Consider the following 26,569-nt stretch of genomic DNA (forward strand, 5'->3'; position numbering starts at 1 on the left):
CGCCAACCGTGGCGCGCGTCACCGGGGCGCGGCCAGTGCCTACCGGGTATGCCGCCGGGTTATGCGCCCGCGCGCGATAACCCGCCGACAGGGGATGTTGGCAGTGCCCGGGTCCGCCGGGCCGAAGAAGACTCCACGGCATCCCTGCACACGAATGGAGTCCCCAACATGGCACTGCCGCGCAAGAGATGGCGGGCCGCGGCCGCCCTCGGTCTGGCCGTCACGGCGGGATCGTCCCTGGCGGTGGGCGCCGCCGAGGGGCAGCCGTCGACGGTCGGCACCGACGGCTACGTCCACGTCGCCCCCAACGGTGTCGTGCTCGGTGTCGACCCGTACTACCCCGAGGACGGCAACGGCGGGTACGACGTCGGCGACTACAACGTCGCCCTCGACTACGACCCCCGCCGCGAGGTCATCGCCGCCAAGGCCACCATCCGGGCCACCACCACCCAGCAGTTGAGCCGCTTCAACCTCGACCTGCGCGGGCTCACCGTCCGTTCGGTCACTGTGGACGGTGCGCCCGCCCGCTTCACCCGGGCCAAGGAGCACGAGCTGGTGATCACCCCCGCCGCGGTGCTGGCCGAGGGTGCCGCGTTCACCGTCGTGGTCGACTACTTCGGCTCGCCCACCCCGATCCGGACCGAGTCCGGGGTCACCGGGTGGCGGCGCTCGCACTTCGGCGGCGTCTTCGCCGTCGGCGCCCCGCACTCGGCCCTGACCTGGCTGCCGCTCAACGACACCTCCGTCGACCGGGCGACGTTCCGGGTCAGCGTCACCGCGCCCGCCGGGTACACCGTGGTCTCCAACGGGGTCCGGTCGAGCCAGACCGCCGCCACGACCACCTGGACCGAGGACCGGCCGATCTCGCCGAACGCGCTGATGCTGGCTGTCGGTCCCTACCGGCTGACCGAGACCGCCCTGCCCGGTGGTGTCCGCGCGACCCACGCGACCTCGGTTTACTCGCCCAACGGTTCCGCGCTCGCCGCCGCGCTGCCCAAGGCGGTGGAGTTCCTCACCTCGAAGCTGGGCGACTACCCGCAGGGCACCGCGGGCGGGGTCTACGTCGCCGACTACCTGCCCGACACCTTCCCCGCCCAGGGTCGCCCGGTGCTCGGCCCGACCGCGTGCGCGGACGACGTCATGTACGCCACCGCCGCGCAGTGGTGGGGGAACCGGGTGGGCATCAAGATGTGGAAGGACCTCCCGCTCGTGGAGTCCTTCGCCCGCTACACGGTGTGGATGTGGGACGCCGAGCGGGCCGGGGTCGACATCGAGGACCGCTACCAGCGCGCGTTCCGCTCGGCCTCGCCCGCGTTCTGGAACCGCAAGCTCTCCGACCCGGGCAGGGGCCGGGAGCTCTCGGTCTCGGACAAGGGCGTGCTGATGGTCCACGCGCTGCGCAAGCAGATCGGCGAGGACGCGTTCCTGGCCGTGCTGCGCGGTTTCCCGGAGATCAACGACAACTGGCCGCAGGGTTGGCACGACTGGGAGCTCTACACCGAGGCCGTCGCCGACCAGGACCTGCACGACTTCTTCGCCGCCTGGGTGGACGGCACCACGGTGCCCCCCACGGTTGTGCCGCCCGCCCGCTAGTTCCACAGTGGACGGCAGGAGTCGGCGGCGGCCCCCGTCCGGGCCGCCGTTTCCCGAGGCCTGTGGGGGCTCCCGGCGGGGAGCCCCCACAGGCGTGTCCGGGGGAAGTCGGGTGCAGGTCCTGCTCGCCACCGGCCTGGCCGCACGCTCAGGACCGACCCCGATCACCCACCTCGGCGGAAGTCGGTCGTGCTCAGGCGTCGCCGGGGCCGCAGGAGCGGTACCGCGCCAGTGCGTCGCGCAGCCGGGCGCGGTAGGAGGTGCGGACCGCCTCGGCCAGCGCGCTCGCGTGCTCGGCCAGCGGGCTGTCCCGGCGCCAGACCAGCACGAAGCGGCGGTCGAGCGACTGGTCGGCCAGCGGCCTGCGCACCACGTCGCCGCCGGTGCCGCACACGCCCTGGCTCAGCCCGACCGCGCCGGTGCCGACGGTGAGCACGGTGACCACGCAGGAGTCCACGATGTGCGCCACGTTCGGCACGAAGTCGCAGGCCCGGCACGCGGTGCGGAAGTACTCGTGGAACCGGGTCGACGACGGCGGCGGCAGCACCCACCGCTCGCCGCGCAGCTCGGCCAGGTCGACCTGCCCGCGCCCGGCCAGCGGGTGCCGGGGCGGCAGCAGCACCACGGTGGGGTCGTGGGTGATCACCAGGGTGTCGACCTCGTCCGGCGCGCTGATCTCGAACCCGGGGTAGTCCTTGACCACGGCCAGTTCCAGCCGCCGCTGGGCCACCATGGACACCAGCAGCTCCCCGCACTCCTCGCTGAGCAGCGAGACCTCGGCCGCCGGGTGCAGCGCGCCCACCATGGTCAGGATCCGGTCGACCGCGGGCGCCAGGACCGAGCCCATCCGCAACCGGGCGCGGCCGTCTGGTCGGGGGCCGCGCTCGATGTCGTGCAGCAGGTCCTCCATCAGCGGCAGCACCGCCGACACCCGGCGCAGCAGCAGTTCCCCGGTCGGCGTCGGCACGACGGAGTGCGAGGGGCACCGCTCGAACAACCGCTGTCCGAGCAGTGCCTCCAACCGCTTGAGCTTGGTGCTCACCGCGGGCTGGCTGATCCCCAGCAGCACCGCGGCCTTGGACAGGCTGCCGGTCTCGCCGATGGCCCGCACCAGGCGCAGGTGGTGTGTGTCCAGCTCCATCGCGGGCGCTTATCCGGTCGCCACCGGGGCCCGGCGCCAAGCCGTGCCGAGCGCGGCGTAGGCGACGAACGCGACGACCACGGAGTTGACCGTCGGGATGCCCACCGGGAGCAGCGCGCCGACCGCGGTGCCCAGCACCCAGCAGACCAGCGCGGCCGGGACCCAGTTCGGCGCGGCCGCGGGCAGTTCGCCGACTTCCCGTGTTCTGGCCAACTCCGCCCTCCAGGTGCGCACCACGAAGTACTCGGCGATGACGATCCCCGCCACCGGCGGTGTGACGACCCCGATCCAGGTCAGGAAAGTCGTGAAGTAGTCCAAGATACCCACCGCGGACAGCATTGTGCCAACAGCGCCGAGGACCAGGGTGGCCCGCGCGCGGCTGACCGTGCGCCCGGCGAGCACGTGCACGGTGTTGACCAGGCCGAGCGAGGCCGAGTACAGGTTCCAGTCGTTGATCTTCATGATCGCGGTGACCAGGATCAGCGTGCCCAGCATGCCGGAGCTGGAGGTGATCACCGCGACGATGTCGGAGCTGCGCGCGGAGTGCGCGAGCAGCACCCCGGTGAGACCGATCAGGTACTCGCCCAGCGTCACGCTCAGCACGGTCTGCTTGACCACGTCGCCCACGGTCCGGTTGAACCGCGTCATGTCCGGGGTCATCACCGCGCCCATGATGAACGCGCCCGCCACCAGCGTGGTGCCCTGCGCCAGCGACAGCGCCGGGCCGGGCGCGGGGGAGGACACCAACTCCGCCAACGGGTGCCCGCGCAGCTCACCGACGATCGCCCACCCCGCGAGCAGCAGGAACGCGGGGACGGTCAGGTACGCCGTCCAGGCCATCACGGCGAACCCGCGCACCACGATCAGGGTGACCGCCACCCCGCCGATGACCGCCCACACCCACACCGGCGGGCCGCCCATCAACGCGTGCAGGCCGTGCGCGAACACGTCGTTCTGCACGCCGAACCACCCCGCCAGGCTCACCGTCACCAGCAGCCCGACCAGCGCCGAGCCGCGGGTGCCGAACCCGGACCAGCGGGCCAGCACCGAGGTGGAGAGCCCCTCGCGCATGCCCGCCACGCCGATCAGCACGGTGATCACCTCCAGCATCACCGAGCCCAGGGTGATCGCCAGCAGCGCGTCGGTGAAGGTCATCCCGAAGCCGAGCACCGCGCCGAGCAGGAACTGGTGGAACGAGGAGACCTGGCCGAATCGCTGCACGGCGACGGTCACCCAGGACACCTTGCTCGACTCGGGTACCCGGCGCAGCGAGTAGTCGTCGTGGTCGGCGCTCACAGCTCCTCCTCGGTCAGCACGACGAAACCCTGGGCCGGGTGCGGGGTCAGCGCGAGCTCGTGCTGGTAGAGCCGCTCCAGGAACCCCACCCGCTGGTGGTAGGCGAACACCGAGCTGGACACCCCGGCGATGGCGACGGTGTCGAGGAACATCGGGATCTCGGCCAGGAAGTAGCGCACCGCGTGCGTCAGCTGCTCCCGGGTGGCCGGGGTGCCCGCGGGCAGGCGCTTCTCCAGCACCCAGCCGCTCGCCTGCATGCACTGCTCGGCGAACTCCGGGTTGTCGGCGAACTCGGTGTGTACCCGCAGGCTCAGCCGCTGGTAGGCGCTGTTCCCCAGCAGGGTGGCCGAGTCCAGGATGTAACCGGCCACGTCGGTGATCCCGACCTCGGCGAGCGCCCGGCAGATCTTGTTGTGCACGTACTGGCCCTGCCGCGCCGCCTTGTGCTCGGCGCGCTCGGGTGGGTAGCCCAGCGCGCGCAGGGTGTGCGCGGCGACCCGGTCGGGGACGAAGAACTGGAACGAGTCGAACGACCGGCGCGCCCACCGCGCCAGGTCGGCGATCCGTTGCACGCTGAAATAGCTGTTGAAGGGACTCACACCGATGCACACGTGCTCGCGGGACGCGAGCGGGCGGGCGCAGGACTCGGTGAGCGGGGCAGCCATCACCATGACGACTCCTTGTCGAGCTCACAATCGCAGGGAATGCTCCCGAGCGGCGGAAGCATTGGACGATTCTGAGTTCGGCCACCCCGAGCGGGGTAATGTCGTTGCGTTATGCCGACGCGTTATTCGTTGTCCGCGGGTGAGTGATTCCAGTGGACCCCGTCGAAGATGCCCGTCGCGGCGGTGGTGTGGCAACTGTCGGGTAGGTCCAGGCTAGTGACACGGCTCGCCCGCGCGCCCTAAATGGTTGCCATGGAACTCCACGTCCGCCACCTGCGCGTGCTGTGCGCGATCGCGCGCGCGGGCAGCCTCAACCGGGCCGCCGTCGAGCTCGGCCTGGCCCAGCCCGCGCTGAGCCACCAGTTGCGCCGCATCGAGGAGGCGGTGGGCTGCGACCTGTTCGAGCGCGACCGGCGCGGGGTGCGCCCGACCCGGGTCGGCATGCTGGTGCTGGCCCGCGCCGAGGCGATCGTGCCCGCCTTCGACGAGCTCGAGCGCGACTTCCGGCCGCGCGAGGGCACCCCGAACGGCCGGGTGCGGATCGGCTGGAACGACAGCGCGATCACCACCGCGCTGATCGACTGCCTGCTGCGCGAGCTGCCCGGCTCGTCGGTCGGCACCCGCGCGGACACCTCCCGGGCCCGGCTGCTCGCCCAGGTCCTCAAGCGCAGCATCGACTTGGCGCTGGTGATGATGTGCGGGCCGCGGACGCTGATCGTGCCCGCCGAGACGACCGCGGACGTGCTGGTGCGCGAGCCCTCGTTCGTGGCCCTGCCCGCCGACCACCGGCTCGCGGGCGCGGAGGTGGTCGACCTGGCCGAGCTGGCCGAGGAGGACTGGATCGTCTCCAGCTGCGGCGAGGGCTGCCGGGTGGTGTTCCGGGAGATGTGCCTGGCGCACGGTTTCAGCCCGCGCATCGCGCACGACGTGGACACCTCCCGCGACGAGCTGGTCGCGGGCGGGCACGGGGTCTGCCTGGTCCAGCCCACCCGCCCGCAGCGGCCGGGCGTGGCGGTGCGCCCGCTCGCCGGGACCCCGATGACCGTCGCGCACATCCTGCTGTGGCGCCGCGACAGCCCGCTCGCCGAGATCGCGGGCGGATCGCTGCGCGCGGCGGTCATCAAGTCGTACTGGGACCTGGCGGACCGCAACGCCGGTTACCGGCAGTGGCTCGCGGATTCCGAGCTGTCGGTGGGCCGATAAGGCGGTGACAGGGGAAAGCGGCACTTGGTGTGCCCGGGTGTCCGGGCGAGACTGAAACCAGCGTCACTTCCCCCAGCCCGACAGGATTCCCGATGTTGCCACTCATCACCCGCGCGGAACTGCGCGCTGAAATGCTCGACGGCACCGTCGTCGTGGTCGACACGATGCCGGTGGCGTACTACGAGAAGGAACACATCCCGGGCGCTGTCAACATTCCCGGATTCCCGTACGAGCAGGCGGCCGAGCTGACCGAGCGCTACGCCCCGACGGTGCTGCCGGACAAGGCCGCGTCGGTCGTGGTGTACTGCGCGAACACCCCGTGCCGCAACAGCGAACTCGTGGGCGAGCACCTGCTCCGCCTGGGGTACACCACCGTGCGCAAGTACCGCGAGGGCATCGAGGACTGGGTGAGCGCGGGTGGCGAGACCACCCGCGGCGCCGAGGTCGGCTAGCCGCCCGCACCGGTCGCCGGAGCGCTGCAGGCACCCGGCCGACCCCACCGCGTTCGCCGCCCCTGTCGGCGAGCTGCTCCACCGCGGCGGGCACCCCGCCCGCCGGTTCCACCTGTCCCAGAACGATTCCAGGGAGGTAGCACGTGTCCCCGATCAAAACCCTGCTGCGGTCCGCGCTCTGCGCGGCCGTCGCGGTCGTGTCACTGTCGGCAGGCTTCGCCGCTCCGGCCTCGGCCGCCCCGGCCACCGAGCACGCCGCGGTGGCCGCGGGCGAGGTCATGGTCGTCACCTCGGCCAACATCGCCCAGGTCATGGAGATCTCCAAGACCAAGCTGGTCATCCTCGACTTCGGCGCCACCTGGTGCGGCCCGTGCAGGCAGCTCAAGCCGGTGCTGGAGCGGATGGCCACCGAGTACGGCGACCGGATCCTGATCGGCTCGGTCGACACCGACCAGCAGCGCTCACTGTCCACCCAGTACCGCATCCGCTACCTGCCGACCATGGTCCCGATCCGCAAGGGGGCCGAACTGGCCAACTCGCGCAGCGTGGGCTTCCCGGGTGAGCAGGGCGTGCGCCAGTGGATCAACACCCAGCTCGCCAAGGGCTGATCCGCCCGCGCCGGGTACCGGCTGTCCTTAGTGGACAGCCGGTACCCGGTCGTCTCGGCGGTGGCCCACGTGTCCGAACAGGACTACCAGGGTGGCCAGGACGAGCAAGGCGACGGCCAGGGCGCTCAGCGCGGGCACCAGGTAGTAGTAGGCCACGTCCCAGGAGTGCTCGAACTTGAGCATCAGGGTGGCGGCCACCAGGACCGTCGTGGTCCACGACGCCGCCAGACCGAGTCCCGGGCCGACCCGGCCGCGCGTCAGCGCCAGCAGCGCGAAGCACCCGGCGCCCGCTCCCGCCGCCACCAGGGCGTCGGTCCGCAGTTGCGCGTCGGCGTTGGCCAGGGTGAGCGGCTCGGCGAGCAGGAGCCGGAGCGCGGCGGTCACCGCGGCCACCGCGACGCTCAGCGCCAGCAGCCGGAGCCCCCGGCCGCGGCTCCACCACCACGCCGCCCCCGCGGCCACCGCCTGCCCGGCCAGCGCCACCCACAGCGGCACCAGGGTCAGGTACGGCACCACGAGCTCCCACCCGCCGGTGCCAACCAGTACCACGACCCCCTGCACCGGTGTGATGGCGCCGACGAACAGGACCGCGATCAGCACCCCGATCCACCCCGGGGTCGGCTCCTCGCCGCGGCCGCGCAACGCCGCGACGCCCGCGCACAGAGCCGCGGTGCCCACCAGCACGATGGACGTGGTGGCCCACTGCAACACCCCGTCCTCGTGCCAGGGCGCCCCGTTGCCGGTCGGGGCGAGCGAGAGCCCCACCAGCGCCCCGGCGGGCAGGCCGAGCGCGCCGACGACCCGGTGGTGCCACGGCCGCCGATCGTCCGCGGCCGCCGACCGCCACACCGCCGTCCCCCAGGCGAAACCCAGCAGCAGCCCGGGGATCAGCGAGATCGCGGCCGTCGCCAGGGTGGGGTCGGTGCCCGGGGGCACCACCGGGTTGATGAAGAAGGCCGTCACCAGCAGCACGATGCCCGCCAGCGCGCCGAAGGCGAAGCCCTCGACCCCGCGGGCCTGGCCCGGGTCCCGGCCCGCGACCACCGCGAGCCTGCGGTCGGCGGGCGGGTGCAGCGCGAGGAACCGCCGCAGCCGCCCGGCCGGTGCCGCAGGCGCCCGCGCGAGCAGGGCGCCCAGGGCGGTGCCGTGCCCGCCGTGCGCGGAGACGAGGTCGGCCTGGTGCTCACGGGAGCGGAGCACACCGCGGGCGACCAGCCACACCAGGGCCAGCACCAGGGCGGACCGGATCAGGTACTCGGCGTCGATCCCGCTCCGCAGCGTGCTCGCGTGGAACCCGCTCTCGGGCAGCAGGGCACGCGCGGCGTCGACCAGCAGCGGCAGCACGAGGATCACCGGGGTCGCCCACCACACGCCCGCCGTCAGCCAGACCCGGCGGAGATCACCGGCGACGATGTGCGCGCACTCGTGCCGCACCAGGGCGACCGCCTCGTCCTCCGGCAGCCGCAGCACCCCGTGTGGCAGCACGATCCGCACCTCGCCACCGACCTGGACGGTGAACGCCTCCCGGCAGCGCGAGCCGAACACCACCCGCGGTGTCGCCTGTCCACCCAGCGACCGCACGGCGTCGCGGGCCATGGTCTGCCACCGCTCGCCCGCGGGCCGGAGCCTGCCGAGCCGCCGGTACATCCGCGCGGGCAACCACCGCACCAGCGCGAGACCCACCGCCAAGGCCACTACCCCGCACCCCACCGCGCAGAGCACCCGCAGCCGCTCGACGTCGGCGACGCAGGCCGCGCGGATCCCGGCCACCGCCATGGGATCGGGGCCGCGCGGCGCGCGGTAGCAGGCCTGCAGGACCTCGATCCACCGCTGCCCGAAGAACTGGCCGACGAGCAGGTTGCCCGACACCGCCGCCGCCAGCAGTGGAACCAGGATCAGCAGCCCGTACCGCGCCCGCGTCAGCCCCGGTTCCACCAGACCGGCAGCGGGCGCCCGCTCGACCGCTGGCTGGTCGCGTGGATCTGCCTCACTCGACAGGGTCATGCCTGTTTCCCTTGTCCGCCAACAGTTCCGTGACCACCTGCCGGGCGATCTCGGCCGCCAGCGCGTGGTCGGCGTCGAGTGCGGTCAGGTCGTGCACGATGGTCACCCTGACCTGCTCGGCCTCGACGTCCGCCGGCTTCGGCGCCGGTTCGGCGGCCGCGCCGGAGCGCCTGCGCGCCCACGCCCGCCCCAGCCATCCCCGCACCGCGTCGTAGGCGTGCTCGGTTCCCTTCTCCAGCACCACACCGCCGACCGCGGCGAGCACGTACGGCGTGATGGCGAGCAGGTCCACACCGATGCCCACGGGCGCGTTCAGGCGCACGCCGCGCACGGTGTGCTCGGGGTCGGCGGTGAAGTCGGCCAGGACGTCGTCGAAGACCTCCAACTCGCCCCCGTGGTGCGCGGCCACCACCGCTCGCGCGAGGTCGACGGCCTCGGCGGGCAGCGGATCGTTCGGGGGCAACGGTTTTCTCTCGACCATCGAGTCCACCTTCGGGATCGCGGGGTGATCACAGTGGTGATCACGGCGTCGGTGCGCGTCGCGGTAGTCCCGGTGCCGTGCAGGGTGGAGCCGAGGTCCCGCGGCACGCCCATGCTCCTGGGCGCACCGCCTGCCGCACCGCACCGCGCGGCCGTTTCACCCGGATGTATCACCGCCGCGCGGCGGGGCGGGCGCCCGGTCCGAGTTCCGGCGACGAGGAGATTTGTCCCCGATCGGGTGAATTGTCGACCGCGGACCCGCTCCCGTCCGAATGCCGTGCGCACGGCCTCGACCACGTCGACTCCAGGGAGACACCATGTACGGCAAGACCGCGGCCATCGCCACCGCCGCCGCCCTCGCGGCGGCACTGCTGAGCGCCGGGACGGCGTCGGCGGGCGACCAGGCGACCGGCGACCTGCTCGTGCTCGGCACCGACGGCGTCCTGAGCACCTACGACACCCGAAAGCCGCTGCTGCCCACCCGCGCCGTCAGAGTCCGCGGGGTCGCCTCGGGTGACCGGCTCATTGGCATCGATGTCCGACCGGCGACCAAGACGCTCTACGCCCTCTCAGCGAACGGCCAGCTCTACACCGTCGACAGCGGCACCGGGTCCGCCGCCAAGGTCGGCACCCCGGTCGCGTTGTCCGGCAAGGCGATCGGCTTCGACTTCAACCCGGTCGTCGACCGCGTGCGGGTGGTCACCGACCGCGGCCAGAACCTGCGCCTGGTGCCCGACACCGGCGCGCTCGCGGGCACCGACGGCACCCTCGCCTACGCGACCGGCGACCCGGGACAGGGCCGCACCCCGGCCGTCGGCGGTGCCGGGTACACCAACAGCGTCGCCGGGGCGACCAGCACCGCGCTCTACGACATCGACGCCGCCCGGGACACCCTGGTCCTGCAGGGCAGCGCCCCCGGTGCCACACCGGTGGTCTCCCCGAACACAGGCAGGCTGTCCACCGTCGGCCGCCTCGGCGTCGACGTCTCGACCGTGCTCGGATTCGACATCAGGGGAGCGGCGTCCGCGGGCCCGTACAACCCGTCCGACTACCGCGCCGTCGCGGCCGTGCGGGGCCGCGGCCTCCTTGGCCTCGGGGTGTCGTACCTGGTGGACGTCAACCTCGCCACCGGCCGCGCCCGTGTCCTCAGCCCGTTGCTGCGCACCGCGACACCGGTCGGCCTCGCCTTCACCGGCTGACCGCGCCGTGCGTGACGGGGGACCGGGCTCCTCCGTCACGCGCGCCGGAACTGGTCCATTCGGGCGACCCTGACCAACGCGGGCGCCCGATGGCGCGTCTTTCCTCGTAATGGACCGCTCGACGCGGTTCTCGTGTCCGCAAAGGATGTCGGGGCTCCGGAGCTGGATCACCGAGGAGGCTCAGATGAGCCGTTCCGCTCTACTCCTGCGCGCGACCGCGGGCGCGCTGACCCTGATCGTCACCGTCTGCGCGGGACTGTCGGCCGGGCCCGCGTCCGCGCACCAGACCGAGCCCGGTCAGTCAGCCACCACCACCACACCGGAACCCTCACAACAGAAACCCACCACCGAGGTCACCACTCCACCGACCAGCGTGGTCACGAAGGCCGATGAACGGCCGGACCTGCGGATCACCGTGGCGTTCGACAAACCCTCCTACGACGCCCGAGACCGGGTCGTCGCGACCGTGACGGTGGTGAACGCGGGCCCGGTCGCCGCCACCGGTGTCCGGGTGGCGACCAAGCTGGCCAAGGGGCTGTCCCTGTCCTGGGGCGACCTCGGGCGCAGCCCGGGGGTTCCCCTGGCGCCGGGGGAGCGGGTGGCGGCCACCTCGGACGCGGGTATCGAGACCGACGCCCAGGCCACCTCGCTCACCCTCTCCGTGGTCGTGCACTCGGCGGAGCAGGACGCCAACCCGGCCGACAACGCCGCGACGACCACGGCCGCTCTCGTCATCGTCCGGGGTGGTCTCACCGGCGTGCTCTACGGCGACGCCGACCGCGACGGCGTGCGCGACCCGGGCGAGGCCCTCGCCCTGGCTCCGGTCGTGGCCTACGGCGGCAAGCCGTTCGAGTGGCACGAGGCGACCACCGACGCGCAAGGCCGGTTCGCCTTCCCAGACCTGCCGGTGGGCGAGTACGCCGTGTTCACGCAGAGCCGCGACTGGCTCGTCGTCAGGCTGACCGTGGTGGTCGAGCAGGGCCACGAGGTCGACGTCGTGCTGCGGGGCGCCCGACCGGTCGCGGAGTCGCTCACGGCGTCGCTCGCGTTCGCCAAGCCCAACCACGCCGTTGGCGACCTGGCGCGGTTCACCATCACCCTGACGAACAAGGGGTCCGCCCCGCTCACCGGGCTGCGTGGGAAGTGCACCTCCTGGGAGCCCGAGACCATCTCGATCGGTGCCCTGGCGACCGGTGTCACGGTGCCACCCGGGGCGACCGCGCGCTTCGAGGGCACGGTCGTCATCTCGCACTACGGCTTCGACTACGGCAGGGAGGAGGTCCGCTGCGAGTTCACCATCCCGCCGGAGATCTTCGGCGCCGCGTCGGCGCGCGGCTTCACCAGGGTGCCCGGTGGCGTCGCTCCCCTGGTCACGGCCAGCGTGCTCCAGGTCGCCGAGAACAGCCCGCGCTGCGGGCCGCCGCAGCGCTGCGGCCCGACCCGGCCGGGCACACCGGTCGCGGGAGTGGAGGTCCAGCTCTTGGAGGAGGGTACTGGCAGGCTCGTGACCAAGGCGACGACCAACGCCGCGGGCGGCGCCGCCTTCGCGGACGTCCCCGCTGACGCCTACGACGTGCGGCTGGTAGGGCCGTGGAAGATCGAGAGCATGTACGAGGGCACCCAGCTGAGTGTCCGCACGGGCGAATCGGGCTCCAACGGCGGTTTCCACGTGATCTACGTGATCCCGGCGCCGGTCGCGCCCGCCCCGACGCCCGTGCCCACCGCCACGCCGCCCGCGCCCGCACCGGTGGCGCAGGCGCGGTCCGCACTGGCCGAGACCGGGGCGGACGTCATCTGGTTGGCGGCGGGTGGCGTGCTCGCTGTCCTCAGTGGAGCGTTCGTGCTGGCGTGGCACCGCAGGAGGGTGTCGGGCCGTTCGACTGAATGACCACAGTGGACTGTTTGCCTCCCGCGGCGGTGGGCCCGAACGAATCGGGCCCACCGCTCGGAGTCGGCTAAGGGGCGAGGTTCAACCCCCACCGGCGCAGTGTCCCGGTGTCGCCCGGCCCCGCGTCCTGCACCCGCAGCTTCCAGGTCCCGTTCGGCGCCTCGCCCGCGAGGTTCACCGTGAACGACCGCACGATGTCGTCCGTGGCGCCGCCCGCGCGGTTGTGCAGGACGTACGCCGTGCCGTCCGGCGCCACCAGGGACACCACGAGGTCACCCTGGTAGGTGTGCTGGATGTCCACGTCGACCGTGCTCGTGGTCGACGGCGTGGCCGCGCAGCCCGAGATCGTGAGCGCGCTCTCCACGGTGGCCAGGTCGGTGATGGCGACCGGTGTGGTGTTGGAGGCCGAACACCCGCCACCGCCACCGCTGACCACGAGCGAGTACGCGGCGGTCTTCGCGGTGGTGCCCTGCGCCTTGACCGTCACCGGGTAGGTGCCCGGGGGAGTGGTCGTCGAGGTGGCCACCGTCAGCGTGGCCGACGCCCCGGAGGTGACGGTCGCGGGCGCGAACGTCGCGGTGGCGCCCGCCGGGAGGCCGGTGGCCGTGAGGGTCAGCGACTGCGCGCTGCCGCTCGTCGTCGTGGTCGACACCGTCGCGGTGGTCGACCCGCCGGGCGCGGTGGTGCCCGTCGTCGGTGTGACGGCGACCGAGAAGTCGTTGCCCGGCTGGGAGATCCCGGTCAACGGCACGGTCAGCGTGCTCTGCGCGGGCGCCACCCGCAGCGACGTCCCGGCCGTGGGCCGCAGGGTGTAGTCGTAGTCGGTGGAGATCACCACGAGACCGATGCGGTGCCCGGCGGCGAAGACGTAGTCCTTGGGCTGCATCTTGAACGTGAAGTCGTACTCCTGGCCCTGGACGATGGCCGCGCCCGCGGTGGCGCTGTCGCGGTTCTGCGGGTCGATCCAGCCGCGCGTGACGATCACCGGTGACGAGCCGCCGTAGTCGACCAGCAACGCGGTCAGGTTGGCGTCCTTGCGGTTCTCGACCGCCGCGCGCAAGGTCACCCTCGGCACGCCGGACAGCTTGGCCTGCGCGGTCAGCGCGTCACCGCGGTAGACGAGCCTGCTCCCGTTGGCGCTGTCCGGGCTCGCGACGAGCGTGGTCGCGGTCGTCGACCGTCCGTTGTCGACGAACGTCTGCTTGGTGGTGCCGCCCGAACCGTTGAGCGACAACGTGCCCGGCGCGGTCGCCGACGTGGCGCCGAGGCGGAACACCGCCTCGCGCGCGGCCGGGTCCGGCCAGTCGGCGAACTGCTGCCAGCTGCCGTTGGCCAGCTGCACGTCGGCCTTGGGCTCGGTCATGATCCCGTTGTCGATGCCCTTGAGGTGGTAGTCGAACCAGCGCAGCACGGTCGCCTGGTAGTCCGACCGCGACGGGGCGCCGTGGCCGCCGTTGTGCAGCCAGATCTTGCGCGGGACGTTGTTGGCCTTCAGCGCCTCCCACCACTGGGCGTACTGCGTCCCCTTGACGTTCCAGTCGGAGTGGCCGTGCATGACGAACACCGCCGCGCGCACCTTGTCCGCGTCGTGGACGTAGTCGCGCTGCTGCCAGAACGGGGTGTAGTCGCCGGTGACCCGGTTCTGGTCGCGGGTGATGTTCGCCAGCTGCCCGGCGCAGCGCGTGGCGTTGCCGACCACGGCCTTGGCCAGCACGTCGGCGTCCTCACCCGGGTAGCCGCCGGGGGAGACGACGAGGCCGTTGGCGCGGTAGTAGTCGTACCAGCTCGAGATCGCCGCGATCGGCACGATGGCCTTGAGCCCGGGCACCCCGGAGGCCGCGGCCGCGTTGGGCAGGGTGCCGTTGTAGGAGATGCCGATCATGCCGACGTTGCCGGTGCTCCAGGTCGCCTTGACCTCGGAACCCGAGGCGCTGTACCCCTTCGCGCGGCCGTTGAGCCAGTCGATCACCGCGGTGGCGCCGAGGGTCTCGTTGCGGTCGCCGGTGGTCGGGCAGCCATCGGAGTCGCCGGTGCCGATGCTCTGGCCCATGACCACCGCGTAGCCCTTGGGCACGAAGTAGCCGTCGTACCAGCCGGGCAGGTCGGGCGTGGCCCGCCGGGTGGTCGCGCCACCGGGCCGGCCGGCAGCGGCGCCGAACAGGCCCTCCTGCGGCAACCGGTCGACGTTGGTGTTGTAGTTGGGTGGCGAGTTCAGCCCCTTGACGTACGGGCTGTGCTCGAACACCACGGGAACGCGCGTGGCACCGTCGGGACGGGCGATGTCGATGGCGACCCGGTCGAGGCGGCCGTTGTTGTCGGTGTCCACTGTCGTCTCGACGTAGACCCGCTCCTCGACCATGGCGACGGCGGTGGCTGTGCTCTCGCGTGCCTGCGCCGCGGCGGTCACCATGGGTGCACCACCACCGACGACGAGCACGGCAACCAACACGGCACGGGGCAGGGACCGCATGCGTGGGCTCCTTCGTTCTTGTGGAGTACCAGCCAGCCCCACCCCGCCCCCGCAGTCAATCCGCTGAGTGGCACCCGCGTTTAACAGTGAACAGGGGTCACCGTTAACAGTGGAGCGGGGCCTCGCCCTACTATTCGGCGGGTGACCGCTTACCAGCTCGACCCGTTCGAGGACCTGAACACCTCCGCCCTCCCGCGGCGCCAGCAACTCATCCTGGCCACCATCCGGGACTGGGCGCTGCGGCACGGGTACGCGCCCAGCACCCGGGAGATCGGCGACGCGGTCGGGCTGCGCTCGTCGTCATCGGTGTCGAAGCACCTGGCGGCCTTGGAGGAGAAGGGTTTCCTGCGTCGGGGGACGGCGGTCTCGCGACCGATCGACGTGCGCGCCTTCCTGCACGACAACGCTTCCTCGTCGGGCCCGGTCGACGAGTCGGTCCAGGTCCCCGTGGTGGGCACCATCGCCGCGGGAACCCCGATCGCGGCGGACGAGCACATCGACGAGGTTCTGCGACTACCGCGCGAGTTCGTCGGCAGGGGCAACGTGTTCGGGCTGCGGGTGCGAGGGGACTCGATGGTCGACGCGGCCATCTGCGACGGTGATGTCGTGGTGGTGCGCCAGCAGTCCGAGGCGCACTCCGGCCAGATCGTGGCCGCGATGATCGACGACGAGGCCACCGTGAAGGTGTACCGGCGAACCGGCGGACACGTCTTCCTGGAACCCCGCAACGACGCCTACGAGGTCATAGACGGCGACCGGGCCGTGATCCTGGGAACCGTGGTGTCGGTCCTGCGCAGCGTCTGAGGTAGCGCCAGACCCATCCCTCCCGCACCAAGCTGCCAACCACAATGACATTCCTCTGTGGACACACCCCCAAAGCCGCACCCGCGGGCACACCCCCGAAGCCGCCCCGGCAGGAACGCCCCCGAGGTCGCCCCCGGCAGGCACCCCAAAGCCGCGCCCGGCAGCACACCCGACTCCCGGCAACCACTCCCGCCCCTGCATCCCATACGCAGCCCAAAACACGGGCTTGGTGGGCTTGTCAAGGCATCTTTCCCGCCTTGACAAGCCCACCAAGCCCGTAGTCACAATTGGCGTAGGGGAAGCAGGGACACCCAGAGTCAACGCGCCCAACGAGCTCACCCCCAGTACGGTCAGCTCATGACCGAGGCACTAGTACTAGGCGGCGGCGGCCTAGGCGGCATCGCCTGGATGACCGGCGTCCTCACCGGCCTGGCAGACTCCGGCCGAGACGCCACCACGGCAGACCTGGTGATCGGCACCTCCGCGGGCGCCACCCTGGCCGCTCAACTAGGCACCGCCTTGACCGAGCTCTACGAGCGCCAAGCCAACCCGGCGGCCCAGAACCCCGAGATCGCCGCCGAGGTCGACCTGGACACCTACGCCGCCACCATGACCGAGATCCTGAGTGCGGGCAAGGGGTACACCGAGCTGCGCCAAGCGATCGGCGCGTTCGCGCTGCACGCGGCCACAGTGTCCGAAAAGGACAGACTCGCGGTGGTCGAGTCCCGGCTGCCCTCCCCGCGGTGGCCCGCCACCGAGACCCGGATCGTGGCCGTGGACGCCGAGACCGGGCAACCCAGGGTCTTCGACGCCGCCTCCGGCGTGCGCTTGGCGGACGCGGTGGCGGCCAGTTGCGCGGTTCCCGGCGTGTGGCCGCCGGTGACCATCGAGGGCAGGCGGTACGTCGACGGCGGTGTCCGCTCGAACGAGAACGCCGACTACGCGGCGGGCGCCGACCGGGTGCTGATCTTGGCACCGCTGGGTCGGACCGCCCTCATGCCGACCGAGAAGCCCCTGGACGCGGTGCTGGCCGAGCTGCGGTCGGCGGGTGCCGTCGTCGCCGTCGTCGAACCCGACGCGGCGTCGGTGGCCGCGGTGGGTGCCAACCCGCTGGACCCGGCCACCCGCGGTCCCGCGGTCGAGGCGGGCCGGGCGCAGGGCAAGCGGCTGGAGATCGACTGGAGCTGAGCCCGCGCGCTCAGGCGGGGCCCGCGACACCGATCAGGTTGCCCTCGGGGTCGGTGAACTGACCGACGACCAGGTCCCGGTCCGGCGCCCGCTCGGGACCCATCCGGCGGGTGCCGCCCAGGCTCTCGGCCCGTCGCAGCGCCTCCTCCACGTCCGGTACGCCGACGTAGAAGACCACGTGGCTGTCGAAGCCGGGGCCGCCGCCCACCCCGCCCGGGATCCCGCCCGCCGCCCCGGTGTCGGTGAAGCCGTAGTCGCCCTGGTCGGACACCGCGGGCGCGACCGGGCCGGTGGTGTCGAACTCCCAGCCGAACAGCCCGCCGTAGTAGTCGCGGAGCCCGGCCGGGTCGGTGCCGATGACCTCGAAGTGCACGACTGGTCGTCCCATGGTGGTCCTCCCGTTTCGGATGCCCCCTGACCGTACGGCCCGCGCGTGTGGACCGTGCGCGCCGCCTCCGGTCACGTCGAGGTCGAGCCCGGCAGCCACGGTTCCGCTTTCCTGTTTTCGCCACCGTGACAAATCCTGGTCAATTGTTCGAGCCGCGCCAAGGAATTCGCCGTCGAAGGGGGAACCGATTTCCGGCCGCGTGGTGGGCTCGCTAGCAGGCCGGGATCTTGCCGTTGTGCCCGACCGGTTCGAGGAATCCCCGGTACATCCACGCGGTCCGCTGCTCGCTCGGCTCGGAGAGCCCGCGGTCGATGCCGGAGGGCAGCGGCTTCCACCGGATCCGCAGCCACAGCGGTCCGACGGCGTTGTCGCCGGTGACCCCTGGCGTATAGTCGGTGGTCGCCAGGCAGTCGGCCCACACCAGGGCGCGGTTGCCCGCGTTGCCGATCCGGTTGGCCTTGACCGTGTTGGCGTCCCGGGCGAACGCGCCCAGGTTCGCGGTGTCGACCACCACGAACGGGTAGGGCGCCGAACCCGTTGGCGGCTGGTCGTTCCCAGGCGCCTGGCGCAGGTTCTTCTTCAGTTCCGCGTCGTCGTCGCCCGCGCTGCTCGCCGCGGCCTGCACCGCCTGGGCCGCCTGCTGGATCTGCACGGTGCAGTTGCCGCCGGTGACCTGGGCGCAGTTGCCCGACGGCACGTTCACCGTGTTGCCGTCGCCCTGCACCCCGACCCCGCCGGACCCGGAGACCGACGGCGGTGGCGCGTCCGGGTCCCGCAGGGTGAGCACGCCGAACACGATCGCCACCACCACGCCCGCCGCGCACACCCCCAGCATCCAGCGGTTGAGCAGGAACCCGCGGATCGTGGCCACCCGGGCCTGGCGCTCGTGCGCGCCGGGTTCGTTGTCCGGGGGCTCCGCTGAAATCGCCATGTTCATTTCCTCCTCGGGAGGGAAGGTGAGCAACCGAAGTATCCCGGGGATGCGCTCAAAACCGCAGCAGTTATCCGTGAGCGTTTCGGGTGACCCGACTCACCGATGCTCGCGTCGGTATTCCGCTGGCGCGCGCGGCCCATTGTTTGTCGAGGGCGTCACATTTAGCCGCTCGGCCCCGGTCATCTCGTGTGGACCTGTTCGGAAAGTGTCGGGAATTAGTCCGCCGGACCGTCCGCCGGTCGGCGACCCCGACCGCCCGGTCGGCGGGACGGTCGCCTGCCGCTGCCGCGTGTACGGTTGGGCTGAGAGCTGCGGTCTCGGACCCTGCCCGCGGTCCCGTCCACCTACCTAGACGCTGTCCGGCAAGTCCGGTACGCGCTATCCGCGCCCGCGCGGCCCCTGGCCGCACGGACGGCAAGCGCGAGTACGACCAGGTACGAGCGGCTTCCCGTCCGCGCGGCCAGGAGCCACGCGGATCACGAATCCCGCGCACCAGACTTACCGGACAGCGCCTAGACGACCCGCGCGAGCGCGCGGGGGCCGCCGCACTTTCGAAGACTCAGGTCGTACCGATGAGCACCTTCCTCGCCACCCCACCCAAACCGCTGCTCGCCGAGCCCCGCACGCGCGGTGAGCTGGTCACCATCCGGGCGTTCCTGATCATCCCGTTCGCGGCGCTGGTCGGTGCGGTCACCTTCGCCTGGGGCTGGGGGGTGAGCTGGGTCGACCTCACGATCGCCGCCGTCTTCTACACCGTCTCCACCCTCGGGGTGACCATCGGCTACCACCGCTACTTCACCCACGGCGCGTTCAAGGCCAAGCGGGCGCTGCGGGTGGCGCTCGCGGTCGCGGGCGGGCTGGCGGCGCAGGGGCCGGTCATCGGCTGGGTCGCCGACCACCGCCGCCACCACGCGTTCGCCGACCGCGAGGGCGACCCGCACTCGCCCTGGCTGTTCGGCACCTCGCCCGCGGCGCTGGCCCGGGGTTTCTGGCACGCGCACATGGGCTGGCTGTTCGGCCGGGACACCACCAACGTCGACCGGTTCGCGCCGGACCTGGTGGCGGACAAGGACATCCGCACGGTCGACCGGCTCTTCCCGCTCTGGGTCGCGATCACCGCGGGCGCGCCCGCGCTGCTCGGCGGCCTGATCACCATGTCGTGGTGGGGCGCGCTGACCGGCTTCCTCTGGGGCGGCCTCGCCCGGATCTCGCTGCAGCACCACGTGACCTGGTCGGTGAACTCGATCTGCCACATGGTCGGCGACCGCCCCTACACCTCGCGCGACCGGTCGACCAACTTCTGGCCGCTGGCCGTGCTGTCGATGGGCGAGTCCTGGCACAACTCCCACCACGCCGACCCGACCTGCGCCCGGCACGGTGTCGACCGCGGCCAGCTCGACGTCTCCGCCCGGGTCATCTGGGCCTTCGAGCGGCTGGGCTGGGCCTGGCAGGTCCGCTGGCCGCGACCGCGGCGGCTGGCCCGGCTGGCGAACCGGGCGTGATGGAGACCGAGCGCCTCACCCTGCGGGCCTGGCGGCTCGACGACGCCGAGGACGCGCTGGCCGTCTACAGCCACCCGGACGTCGCGCGCTGGCTCAGCCCGGCGATGGACCGGGTCGGCGACCTGCCCGCGATGCGGCTGCTGCTGCAGCAGTGGATGGCCGAGGACGAGCGGCTCACCCCGCCCACCGGGCGCTGGGCCGTGGTGCGCCGGTCGGACGGCCACGTGATCGGCGGGGTGGTCCTGCTGCCGCTGCCGCCCGGCGACGAGGACGTCGAGATCGGCTGGCAGCTGCACCCGGACGCCTGGGGCCACGGCTACGCCGCCGAGTGCACGCACGCGCTCGCGGGCTGGGCGTTCAGCCAGAGCGTCGACGAGATCTTCGCCGTGGTCCGCCCCGGCAACGTCCGCGCGGCCGCGACGGTGCGCCGCAACGGTATGCAGTGGGTCGGGGAGACCGGCAAGTACTTCGGCCTGGACCTGCAGGTCTTCCGGCTGCGACCGGCCGACCTCGACCGGCTGGCCCCCCTCGGGCAGCGCCCGCCCGGGCCCGGCGGCCGCTGAGCCCGCCGGGCCACCCGAGCCCCGGGCCGCCCGCGTTCCGATCCACCGACCTGATCCCAGGACTGACCCACCGGCGGTCTTGATCTACCCACCAGGGGCGCCACCGAGGGGCGTCCCGGCCGGACAAGGTCCTCGCGGCGGGCACGGCCCGCCGCGCCGCCCCACCCATTCTCGGCCGACCCGGAGGGTCCGCTCCATGGCTCGAACCTACGGCTTCCTGAGCACCTACCCGCCCACCCAGTGCGGACTCGCCACCTTCACCGTGGCCCTGCTGCACCACCTGACCGAGGTGACCCCGGACAGCCGCGGCCACGTCGTGCGCGTCCTGCCCGAGAGCGGCAAGGAGCCCGCCGTCGCGCTGGAGTCCCCGGTGGTGCACCGGATGGCCCCCGGCGGGGTCCGGGCCGCCGCCGAGGCGCTCAACCGCTGCGACGTCGCGATCGTCCAGCACGAGTACGGCATCTACGCCGGGCCCGACGGCGCCGACGTGCTCGGCGTGCTGTCCCGGCTGCGCGTCCCGGTGGTCGTCGTCCTGCACACCGTGCTCACCATGCCCACCCCCGGGCAGCGGCGGGTGCTCGACGAGGTCGTGCGGCACGCCGACACGATCGTCACCATGTCCGAGGCCGCCCGGCACCGGCTGGTCACCGGCTACGCGGTCGACCGCCCGGACGAGGTCCTGGTCATCCCGCACGGCGCGCTCGACATCGAGCCGCCCGTGCGCGAGCGCGCGGGCGACCGGCCGCTGATCCTGACCTGGGGCCTGCTGGGCCAGGGCAAGGGCATCGAGTGGGGCATCTCCGCCCTGCCGGAGCTGCGCGACCTGAACCCGCGCTACCTGGTGGCGGGCCAGACCCACCCCAAGGTGCTCGCCCGTGAGGGCGAGACCTACCGCGACGGCCTGCGCGAGCGGGCGGACGCGGCGGGCGTCGGCGACCTGGTCGAGTTCGACCCGACCTACCTCGAGGTCGGCGCCCTGGCCGAGCTGGTGAGCCGCGCCGACGTGGTCCTGCTGCCCTACGACTCGACCGAGCAGGTCACCTCCGGGGTGCTCATCGAGGCCGTCGCCGCCCGGGTACCGGTGGTCGCCACCGAGTTCCCGCACGCGGTCGAACTGCTGGCCGACGGGGTGGGTCTGCTGGTCCCGCACCGCGACCCGACGGCGATCGCGGCGGCCCTGCGCCGGGTGCTGACCGAGCCGGGACTCGCCACCGGGATGACCGAGCGGGCCGAGCGGCTGGCCCCCGAGCTGAGCTGGCACGCGGTCGCCGACCACTACCGCGCCGTGGCCGACGTCCTGCTGACCGTTCGAGTCGCGACCACCAGGTGAACCCCGACAGACCGAACTTCGCCCACCTGCGCAGGCTCAGCGACGACACCGGCCTGTACGAGCACGCGCGGGGCGCCCTACCGCGCCGCGAGCACGGCTACTGCCTCGACGACGTCGCCCGCGGCCTGGTCGTGCTGTGCCGGGAACCGCACCTGCCCCCGGCCCTCGGCACGCTGATGGAGCGCTACCTGGCGTTCACCGCGCACGCGCAGGCCCACGACGGCCGCTTCCACAACCGGCTCGGACCCGACCGGCGCTGGCGGGACAAGCCCGGCCTGGGCGACTGGTGGGGTCGCGCCCTGTGGGGCCTGGGCACCGCCGCCGCGCGCGGACCGGGGCCGTGGGTCCGCTCGGCCGCGCTGGACTGCTTCGAGGCCAGCGCGCACCACCGGCCCACCTCGGTGCGCGCGATGGCCTTCGCCGCGCTCGGCGCCGCCGAGATCGTGCGCGTGCTGCCCGACCACGACCTGGCGGGCAAGCTGCTCGGCGACCTCGCGGGCTACGTCGGCGGACCCGGCCCGGACCCGGACTGGCCGTGGCCGGAGGCCCGCCTGTACTACGCCAACGCCGTGCTGCCCGAGGCGCTGATCGCCGCGGGCGACTTCGCGGGCGACCGGCGCGTCCGCGACGACGGGCTGCGGATGCTGGGCTGGTTGCTCGCGGTGCAGACCAGGGACGCCCACCTGTCGCCGATCCCGGCGGGCGGCTGGCGGACCGGCGAGCCGCGCCCCGGGTTCGACCAGCAGCCGATCGAGGTCGCCGCCCTCGCCGACGCCTGCGCCCGCGCGTACGAGCTGACCGGCGACCGCGCCTGGCTGGTCGGCGTCCGCCGCGCCATCGCCTGGTTCGAGGGTGACAACGACGCGGGCACCCCGCTGCGCGACCCGCGGACCGGCGGCGGCCACGACGGGTTGGAGCGCGCCGGCCGCAACGCCAACCAGGGGGCCGAGTCCACCCTGGCCCTGCTCGCCACCCGCCAGCACGCCGACCTCCCGGGGGTGACCGGATGGGCATCCTCGTGACGCGCACCCCGCTGCGGCTCCCACCGGACCCGCGCCGGGTGATCACCAAGCTGTTCGTGCCGGGGGAGGAGCGACCGGAGCACGAGTCCCGGTCCGCCGCCGTGATCCGCCGGGTGATGGCGCTGGACGAGCCGACCGTGCTGGAGGCGCTCAACCGGACCACGCGCCTGTTCGAGCGCAGGCACCGCGACATCCGGGCCACCTTCGCCGACCACTTCGCCGGCGTCAGCCACCGGCTGGCCGCGACCGAGGAGCTGTCCGAGGAACGCAGGCTGCTGATCGGCGCCTACTTCACCCACGAGTACTCCGTGGAGGGGGCCGCGCTGTGCAACCCGTCGATGGTCGCGCACCCGGACCAGACCGGCGTGCTGCCCGGCGGCCTGCGGTTCGTGCTCAGCGTGCGCGGCATCGGCGAGGGCCACCTGTCCTCGGTCGGCTTCCGCACCGGGACCATCGCCCCCGGCGGCACGATCACCCTGGACCAGCCCGCCGACTTCCGCACCACCGGCACCCACCAGGACGCGACTCTGCGCAAGCACCTGGTCCTGCGCAAACTCGCCGAACTAGGCCAGGACGACGAGACCTCGGCCGCGCTGAACCGCTACCTGCCCGACAACTTCACCGGCGCCGAACTCGACCTGCTGCTGGGCACCCTGCACCCGCGCCTGGCCGCCCGCCAGGAAGCGCCCAGGACGGCGGAGCTGATCCGCTGGATCGCCGCCTGCCACTACGCGGTCCAGTTCCCCGAGGACACCGACCTGAGCGAACGGGTCCTCTGGCCCGCCAGCCCGGCCGAGCGGCACGGCATCGAGGACGCCCGCTTCGTCCGCCTCACCGACGACGACGGCACCCGGACCTACTACGCCACCTACACGGCCTACGACGGTTCCCAGGTGGCCCCCCAACTCATCCAGACCGACGACTTCCGCACCTTCCACATCTCCCAGCTCACCGGCTCGGCAGCCGCCAACAAGGGCATGGCCCTGTTCCCCCGCAAGATCAACGGCAGATTCGCCGCCCTCTCCCGCGGCGACGGAGAGAGCACGGCGGTCGGGACGTCCACGGACGTCCGGTCCTGGACCGAGTCGACACCGGTCCACGTCCCCGCCCGGGACTGGGAACTGGTCCAGGTGGGCAACTGCGGCCCCCCAATAGAAACCCCGAACGGCTGGCTAGTCCTGACACACGGCGTCGGTCCGATGCGGGTCTACTCGATCGGGGCGATCTTGCTGGACCTGGTACACCCGGAAAGAGTCGTGGCAACACTGCCAGAGCCCCTCCTGCTACCGGCGGCCACCGAACGCGACGGATACGTGCCCAACGTCGTCTACTCATGCGGAAGCCTGCTCTACGGCAACACCCTGGTGATCCCCTACGGCACCAGCGACTCCTCGATCGCACTGGCCACGGTCTCCCTGCGCGACCTACTGGCGGCCATGGTCCAAACCGACAGCTGACCCACGAGCCACGAGCCACGACCCACGACCGCAGCCGGGAATCGCATTGTCCTGAATGGACTGAGGAGCCTCGTGGCTGGTACGCAAGAAAATCCGACCCCGCTGGAACGTACCCGGAACCCCACCCCGCTGGTGGGCAACAGAATCCCGACCCCGCCAAGCCGCAGTGAAAGGCCGCTCCCTCAGCCACCCAACCGCAGCGAAAGGCCGCCCCTTCCCACCGCCCAACCGCAGCGGGTAGGCCGACCCCGCTGGTACGCATGTCCCGTTACGGATGCTCGATCTGGTGGACTCGCTTCGTGTGGGGGGAGAGTGCCGCTAAACTTGCCGTGGGTGGGGATGCCCTTACCCTGCCCTTTTCTCTCCAACGCGGTGCTCTAGGGGCCCCGCACGAAGCGAGTTCACTAGATCGAGCCCCTCGTCTTTTCCTCGGGCAGCCCAAGCGATGAGCCGCCAACATGGTCGACCGTAGGTCGGTGTGCGGCACACCGTCCGAGCTGCCCGAGTAAAGCGGAGGCTCGATTGGCTGGACTGCCTTCGCGCGGGGCCCCTAGGCGACCGCGTGGGGAAAAAGCGTGGGGAGAAGGGCATCCCCACCACTGGTCAAGTTTAGCGGTCGCCTCCCCCCACACGAAGGCAGTCCACCCAATCGAGCACTGGCGTAGCGGGTGTTGCGTACCAGCGGGGTCAGGATTTAGGGACTTCAAGATCAAGGATGAAAGATAAGAGACTGGAGACGAAGGATTTGGGTCGGACCGAAGACTTCGGATCGTGGTGGGAGATCCGGGGGTCGGCTGGGTAGGGGTAGGGGCCGGGTGGCCAGGGCCAGGGCTAGGCCATGGCCTTGGGGGTTGGGCTGGTTTGGCCTGCGAGACTAGAGGCTGTTGTTCGCGGACGAGTGGCCGGTTATCCCGTTGTCCTTGAGGATCTGCTCCACCGTGGCTGAATCGTCCGATGTGGACGCTGCCGACAACGTTGCCCGTGCGGCGTCTGCGTCCGTGTTCGGCGGGATGACCAAGAGGCGGATCCTGGTGCGGTTCGGGCTGATCAGGACCACGATGTCCGGCTGTGCGCTGTGGAAGCCCTCGAGTCGGACCATCTTGCCCGCCACCGTGATCCTGCGCTCGACCTGGTCCCAGGCGTCGAGGTTGTAGGAGATCCGGGTGATCGGGGCGAACTCGGTGATCAGTGCGGGCAGCTCGGTGGCCGGGTCCGAGGACCTCGGCCACCAAGCGCCGTCGACGTGGCCGCGGGTGGGGGCGCCTTGTTTCAGCGTGAACCGTGCGGCGCTGGTGTCGTTGTCGTCACCGGTGTTGTTGGTGTTGTTGGTGGGACTGAGCAGGTTTGAGCTCATTCTCGGCGCTCCCGCCTCCGGCCGAGCGAGTCGGCAGGGCTCCTTGGTGCGCCCAAGGCGGCGGGGGCTTGACCGCCCGCGCTCGACAAACCCTCGGTACTCCCGACCCTACACCGATTGTCCAGATCGAACTGTTACCGCACCTTCTCGGGGATGCCGTCGAGTGCGCCCAGGACGCGTCGGGCCAGGTCGGTGGAGGTCTTGTCGCCCAGTTTGGAGTTGGTCGCCAAGATGTCCTTGACGAGGTTCACGCGACGGTCGTAGCCGGAGACGTACTTGGTGGTGCTGGACATGCGTTTTCTCCCTATTTCTTGCAAACACAACCGCGCGTCTGCTCGCCCGCCGCGGTCGCCGTGCAGTAGCGGGCGGAGATCCGGTCGTGGTCCGCCCAGTCGTGCGGGCACGCGACGCAGGACGCGTCGGTCCCGGTCTCGGGGGGTGACCCGGATTCCGCTTGCGCGACAGCGCCTTGCGGGGGGTGGTCCAAGCCCGTGTGCGCCTGGTCGTCTGAAGTGGACAGTTTCGAGCTCATTCTCGGCGCTCCCGCCTCCGGCCGAACCCGTCGGCCGGACTCCGTGGTGCGCCAGCGGTGGCGCCTACCTGAATCCGGGGCTCGACGACATGTCCCCGTTCTCCGACCCTACCCCTGTGCCGGTGCGCCCACCTGGGCAGCGAGCAGGTGGCGGCCCTCTGTGCGCGCGATGAGCCGCGCGACGTGCGGTGGAACGCCTGCCAGTCGCAGGGATCCGCCCGCGGCGCGCAGGCTCTCGCCCAGTTCCAGGAAGAGGACCAGCCCGGCCACACCGAGGAAAGACACCTCGGAAAGCTCGACGATCAGGTCCCCGGACAGCGCCGCCAGTCGCGTGCGCAGATCCGGTGTGGTCGCGCTGTCAATCTCACCCGCGAGCGCGACGACGGTCGTGGGGCCGGTCGAGGGCAGCGTGCTGACCCGCACCGGGTGGCGCGGGCCGGGGTCGGTCGGCGGGGGGCCTGGCTTGCGTGGTGCGGCGTCGCTGGTGCCAGTCATG

25 protein-coding genes are annotated in these 26,569 nt (G+C 72.0%); 13 read left to right on the plus strand and 12 right to left on the minus strand.

Annotated features, from left to right (window positions below; genetic code table 11):
• Positions 1-168: 168 nt before the first annotated feature.
• Entirely contained in the window at positions 169-1,593 is a 1,425-nt protein-coding gene (locus tag QSK30_RS02750) for a M1 family metallopeptidase (protein ID WP_285499213.1), read from the plus strand.
• 193 nt (positions 1,594-1,786) lie between these two features.
• On the opposite strand, the gene QSK30_RS02755 is transcribed toward QSK30_RS02750, so the two are convergent.
• Genes QSK30_RS02755 through QSK30_RS02765 form a run of 3 tightly spaced genes read right to left on the minus strand, consistent with a single transcriptional unit; the run spans position 1,787 to position 4,701 of the window.
• Positions 1,787-2,734, minus strand: coding sequence for a LysR family transcriptional regulator (locus tag QSK30_RS02755; RefSeq protein WP_285499215.1), 948 nt, complete (start codon positions 2,732-2,734; stop codon positions 1,787-1,789).
• 9 nt (positions 2,735-2,743) lie between these two features.
• Positions 2,744-4,030 carry a purine-cytosine permease family protein gene (locus tag QSK30_RS02760; RefSeq protein WP_285499217.1) on the minus strand — a complete coding sequence of 429 codons (1,287 nt, stop codon included), beginning with the start codon at positions 4,028-4,030 and terminating at the stop codon, positions 2,744-2,746.
• Entirely contained in the window at positions 4,027-4,701 is a 675-nt protein-coding gene (locus QSK30_RS02765) for a tRNA-dependent cyclodipeptide synthase (RefSeq protein ID WP_285499219.1), read from the minus strand. The genes QSK30_RS02760 and QSK30_RS02765 overlap by 4 nt, the downstream gene beginning before the upstream one ends.
• Positions 4,702-4,947: 246 nt before the next feature.
• On the opposite strand from QSK30_RS02765, the gene QSK30_RS02770 reads away from it, so the two are divergent.
• The 3 genes from QSK30_RS02770 to QSK30_RS02780 all read left to right on the plus strand — a co-directional run bounded on the left by QSK30_RS02770 (position 4,948) and on the right by QSK30_RS02780 (position 6,958).
• Positions 4,948-5,898 carry a LysR family transcriptional regulator gene (locus QSK30_RS02770; RefSeq protein WP_285499220.1) on the plus strand — a complete coding sequence of 317 codons (951 nt, stop codon included), beginning with the start codon at positions 4,948-4,950 and terminating at the stop codon, positions 5,896-5,898.
• Positions 5,899-5,990: 92 nt separating this feature from the next.
• Positions 5,991-6,350 carry a rhodanese-like domain-containing protein gene (locus tag QSK30_RS02775; protein WP_285499222.1) on the plus strand — a complete coding sequence of 120 codons (360 nt, stop codon included), beginning with the start codon at positions 5,991-5,993 and terminating at the stop codon, positions 6,348-6,350.
• Positions 6,351-6,493: 143 nt separating this feature from the next.
• Positions 6,494-6,958 carry a thioredoxin family protein gene (locus QSK30_RS02780; protein WP_285499224.1) on the plus strand — a complete coding sequence of 155 codons (465 nt, stop codon included), beginning with the start codon at positions 6,494-6,496 and terminating at the stop codon, positions 6,956-6,958.
• A 27-nt stretch (positions 6,959-6,985) separates the two neighbouring features.
• Here the strand turns inward: QSK30_RS02780 and QSK30_RS02785 are convergent, their stop codons facing one another.
• Together QSK30_RS02785 and QSK30_RS02790 are read right to left on the minus strand one after the other, a co-directional pair.
• Positions 6,986-8,962 carry a M48 family metalloprotease gene (locus tag QSK30_RS02785; RefSeq protein WP_285499225.1) on the minus strand — a complete coding sequence of 659 codons (1,977 nt, stop codon included), beginning with the start codon at positions 8,960-8,962 and terminating at the stop codon, positions 6,986-6,988.
• Positions 8,946-9,443, minus strand: coding sequence for a hypothetical protein (locus QSK30_RS02790; RefSeq protein ID WP_285499227.1), 498 nt, complete (start codon positions 9,441-9,443; stop codon positions 8,946-8,948). The genes QSK30_RS02785 and QSK30_RS02790 overlap by 17 nt, the downstream gene beginning before the upstream one ends.
• Positions 9,444-9,759: 316 nt before the next feature.
• Between QSK30_RS02790 and QSK30_RS02795 the strand changes: the two genes are divergently transcribed.
• Positions 9,760-10,641 carry a DUF4394 domain-containing protein gene (locus QSK30_RS02795; RefSeq protein WP_285499229.1) on the plus strand — a complete coding sequence of 294 codons (882 nt, stop codon included), beginning with the start codon at positions 9,760-9,762 and terminating at the stop codon, positions 10,639-10,641.
• A gap of 184 nt (positions 10,642-10,825) precedes the next feature.
• Positions 10,826-12,529: a carboxypeptidase-like regulatory domain-containing protein gene (locus tag QSK30_RS02800; protein ID WP_285499231.1), complete on the plus strand. Its 1,704-nt coding sequence runs from the start codon at positions 10,826-10,828 to the stop codon at positions 12,527-12,529.
• 67 nt (positions 12,530-12,596) lie between these two features.
• Here QSK30_RS02800 and QSK30_RS02805 read toward each other — a convergent pair whose 3' ends face one another.
• Positions 12,597-14,999: a Xaa-Pro dipeptidyl-peptidase gene (locus QSK30_RS02805; RefSeq protein ID WP_285499233.1), complete on the minus strand. Its 2,403-nt coding sequence runs from the start codon at positions 14,997-14,999 to the stop codon at positions 12,597-12,599.
• A gap of 141 nt (positions 15,000-15,140) precedes the next feature.
• Between QSK30_RS02805 and lexA the strand changes: the two genes are divergently transcribed.
• Together lexA and QSK30_RS02815 are read left to right on the plus strand one after the other, a co-directional pair.
• Positions 15,141-15,803 (plus strand): transcriptional repressor LexA, encoded by a 663-nt coding sequence (gene lexA, locus QSK30_RS02810; protein WP_285499235.1) that lies wholly within the window; start codon positions 15,141-15,143, stop codon positions 15,801-15,803.
• 357 nt (positions 15,804-16,160) lie between these two features.
• Positions 16,161-16,991: a patatin-like phospholipase family protein gene (locus QSK30_RS02815; protein WP_285499237.1), complete on the plus strand. Its 831-nt coding sequence runs from the start codon at positions 16,161-16,163 to the stop codon at positions 16,989-16,991.
• Positions 16,992-17,001: 10 nt separating this feature from the next.
• Here the strand turns inward: QSK30_RS02815 and QSK30_RS02820 are convergent, their stop codons facing one another.
• Positions 17,002-17,379, minus strand: coding sequence for a VOC family protein (locus QSK30_RS02820; protein ID WP_285499239.1), 378 nt, complete (start codon positions 17,377-17,379; stop codon positions 17,002-17,004).
• A gap of 211 nt (positions 17,380-17,590) precedes the next feature.
• The gene (locus QSK30_RS02825) at positions 17,591-18,310 is read right to left on the minus strand and encodes a hypothetical protein (RefSeq protein WP_285499241.1); all 720 of its coding nucleotides are present in this window, start codon (positions 18,308-18,310) and stop codon (positions 17,591-17,593) included.
• A gap of 575 nt (positions 18,311-18,885) precedes the next feature.
• Here QSK30_RS02825 and QSK30_RS02830 point away from each other — a divergent pair.
• The 5 genes from QSK30_RS02830 to QSK30_RS02850 all read left to right on the plus strand — a co-directional run bounded on the left by QSK30_RS02830 (position 18,886) and on the right by QSK30_RS02850 (position 24,187).
• Positions 18,886-19,815, plus strand: coding sequence for an acyl-CoA desaturase (locus QSK30_RS02830; RefSeq protein WP_285499243.1), 930 nt, complete (start codon positions 18,886-18,888; stop codon positions 19,813-19,815).
• Positions 19,815-20,378 (plus strand): GNAT family N-acetyltransferase, encoded by a 564-nt coding sequence (locus QSK30_RS02835; RefSeq protein ID WP_285499245.1) that lies wholly within the window; start codon positions 19,815-19,817, stop codon positions 20,376-20,378. The genes QSK30_RS02830 and QSK30_RS02835 overlap by 1 nt, the downstream gene beginning before the upstream one ends.
• A 196-nt stretch (positions 20,379-20,574) precedes the next feature.
• Complete coding sequence (locus QSK30_RS02840) at positions 20,575-21,708, plus strand: glycosyltransferase (RefSeq protein WP_285499247.1); 1,134 nt, start codon at positions 20,575-20,577, stop codon at positions 21,706-21,708.
• Positions 21,705-22,730, plus strand: coding sequence for a hypothetical protein (locus tag QSK30_RS02845; protein ID WP_285499249.1), 1,026 nt, complete (start codon positions 21,705-21,707; stop codon positions 22,728-22,730). Before QSK30_RS02840 ends, QSK30_RS02845 begins: the two co-directional genes overlap by 4 nt.
• The gene (locus QSK30_RS02850) at positions 22,715-24,187 is read left to right on the plus strand and encodes a glycoside hydrolase family 130 protein (protein ID WP_285499250.1); all 1,473 of its coding nucleotides are present in this window, start codon (positions 22,715-22,717) and stop codon (positions 24,185-24,187) included. The genes QSK30_RS02845 and QSK30_RS02850 overlap by 16 nt, the downstream gene beginning before the upstream one ends.
• An 874-nt stretch (positions 24,188-25,061) precedes the next feature.
• Here QSK30_RS02850 and QSK30_RS02855 read toward each other — a convergent pair.
• The 4 genes from QSK30_RS02855 to QSK30_RS02870 form a co-directional block, all read right to left on the minus strand.
• Entirely contained in the window at positions 25,062-25,541 is a 480-nt protein-coding gene (locus QSK30_RS02855; protein WP_285499252.1) for a DUF5994 family protein, read from the minus strand.
• Positions 25,542-25,675: 134 nt separating this feature from the next.
• Positions 25,676-25,834 carry a DUF6307 family protein gene (locus QSK30_RS02860; RefSeq protein ID WP_285499253.1) on the minus strand — a complete coding sequence of 53 codons (159 nt, stop codon included), beginning with the start codon at positions 25,832-25,834 and terminating at the stop codon, positions 25,676-25,678.
• Positions 25,835-25,845: 11 nt separating this feature from the next.
• The gene (locus QSK30_RS02865; protein ID WP_285499255.1) at positions 25,846-26,073 is read right to left on the minus strand and encodes an RGCVC family protein; all 228 of its coding nucleotides are present in this window, start codon (positions 26,071-26,073) and stop codon (positions 25,846-25,848) included.
• 108 nt (positions 26,074-26,181) lie between these two features.
• Positions 26,182-26,568, minus strand: coding sequence for an STAS domain-containing protein (locus QSK30_RS02870; RefSeq protein WP_285499256.1), 387 nt, complete (start codon positions 26,566-26,568; stop codon positions 26,182-26,184).
• Position 26,569: the final 1 nt, after the last annotated feature.

Source organism: Actinokineospora sp. NBRC 105648, assembly GCF_030269645.1.
Classification (GTDB): Bacteria; Actinomycetota; Actinomycetes; order Mycobacteriales; family Pseudonocardiaceae; genus Actinokineospora.

Bases quoted from the DNA above. Each gene is read 5' to 3' on its own strand.
- QSK30_RS02795 (WP_285499229.1), top strand. From the start codon at position 9,760: ATGTACGGCAAGACCGCGGCCATCGCCACCGCCGCCGCCCTCGCGGCG.
- QSK30_RS02805 (WP_285499233.1), bottom strand. From the start codon at position 14,999: ATGCGGTCCCTGCCCCGTGCCGTGTTGGTTGCCGTGCTCGTCGTCGGT.
- QSK30_RS02775 (WP_285499222.1), top strand. From the start codon at position 5,991: ATGTTGCCACTCATCACCCGCGCGGAACTGCGCGCTGAAATGCTCGAC.
- QSK30_RS02860 (WP_285499253.1), bottom strand. From the start codon at position 25,834: ATGTCCAGCACCACCAAGTACGTCTCCGGCTACGACCGTCGCGTGAAC.
- QSK30_RS02850 (WP_285499250.1), top strand. From the start codon at position 22,715: ATGGGCATCCTCGTGACGCGCACCCCGCTGCGGCTCCCACCGGACCCG.
- QSK30_RS02750 (WP_285499213.1), top strand. From the start codon at position 169: ATGGCACTGCCGCGCAAGAGATGGCGGGCCGCGGCCGCCCTCGGTCTG.
- QSK30_RS02840 (WP_285499247.1), top strand. From the start codon at position 20,575: ATGGCTCGAACCTACGGCTTCCTGAGCACCTACCCGCCCACCCAGTGC.
- QSK30_RS02790 (WP_285499227.1), bottom strand. From the start codon at position 9,443: ATGGTCGAGAGAAAACCGTTGCCCCCGAACGATCCGCTGCCCGCCGAG.
- QSK30_RS02770 (WP_285499220.1), top strand. From the start codon at position 4,948: ATGGAACTCCACGTCCGCCACCTGCGCGTGCTGTGCGCGATCGCGCGC.
- QSK30_RS02815 (WP_285499237.1), top strand. From the start codon at position 16,161: ATGACCGAGGCACTAGTACTAGGCGGCGGCGGCCTAGGCGGCATCGCC.
- QSK30_RS02765 (WP_285499219.1), bottom strand. From the start codon at position 4,701: ATGGTGATGGCTGCCCCGCTCACCGAGTCCTGCGCCCGCCCGCTCGCG.
- QSK30_RS02835 (WP_285499245.1), top strand. From the start codon at position 19,815: ATGGAGACCGAGCGCCTCACCCTGCGGGCCTGGCGGCTCGACGACGCC.
- QSK30_RS02855 (WP_285499252.1), bottom strand. From the start codon at position 25,541: ATGAGCTCAAACCTGCTCAGTCCCACCAACAACACCAACAACACCGGT.
- QSK30_RS02820 (WP_285499239.1), bottom strand. From the start codon at position 17,379: ATGGGACGACCAGTCGTGCACTTCGAGGTCATCGGCACCGACCCGGCC.
- QSK30_RS02825 (WP_285499241.1), bottom strand. From the start codon at position 18,310: ATGGCGATTTCAGCGGAGCCCCCGGACAACGAACCCGGCGCGCACGAG.
- QSK30_RS02830 (WP_285499243.1), top strand. From the start codon at position 18,886: ATGAGCACCTTCCTCGCCACCCCACCCAAACCGCTGCTCGCCGAGCCC.
- QSK30_RS02800 (WP_285499231.1), top strand. From the start codon at position 10,826: ATGAGCCGTTCCGCTCTACTCCTGCGCGCGACCGCGGGCGCGCTGACC.
- QSK30_RS02785 (WP_285499225.1), bottom strand. From the start codon at position 8,962: ATGACCCTGTCGAGTGAGGCAGATCCACGCGACCAGCCAGCGGTCGAG.
- QSK30_RS02755 (WP_285499215.1), bottom strand. From the start codon at position 2,734: ATGGAGCTGGACACACACCACCTGCGCCTGGTGCGGGCCATCGGCGAG.
- QSK30_RS02870 (WP_285499256.1), bottom strand. From the start codon at position 26,568: ATGACTGGCACCAGCGACGCCGCACCACGCAAGCCAGGCCCCCCGCCG.
- QSK30_RS02865 (WP_285499255.1), bottom strand. From the start codon at position 26,073: ATGAGCTCGAAACTGTCCACTTCAGACGACCAGGCGCACACGGGCTTG.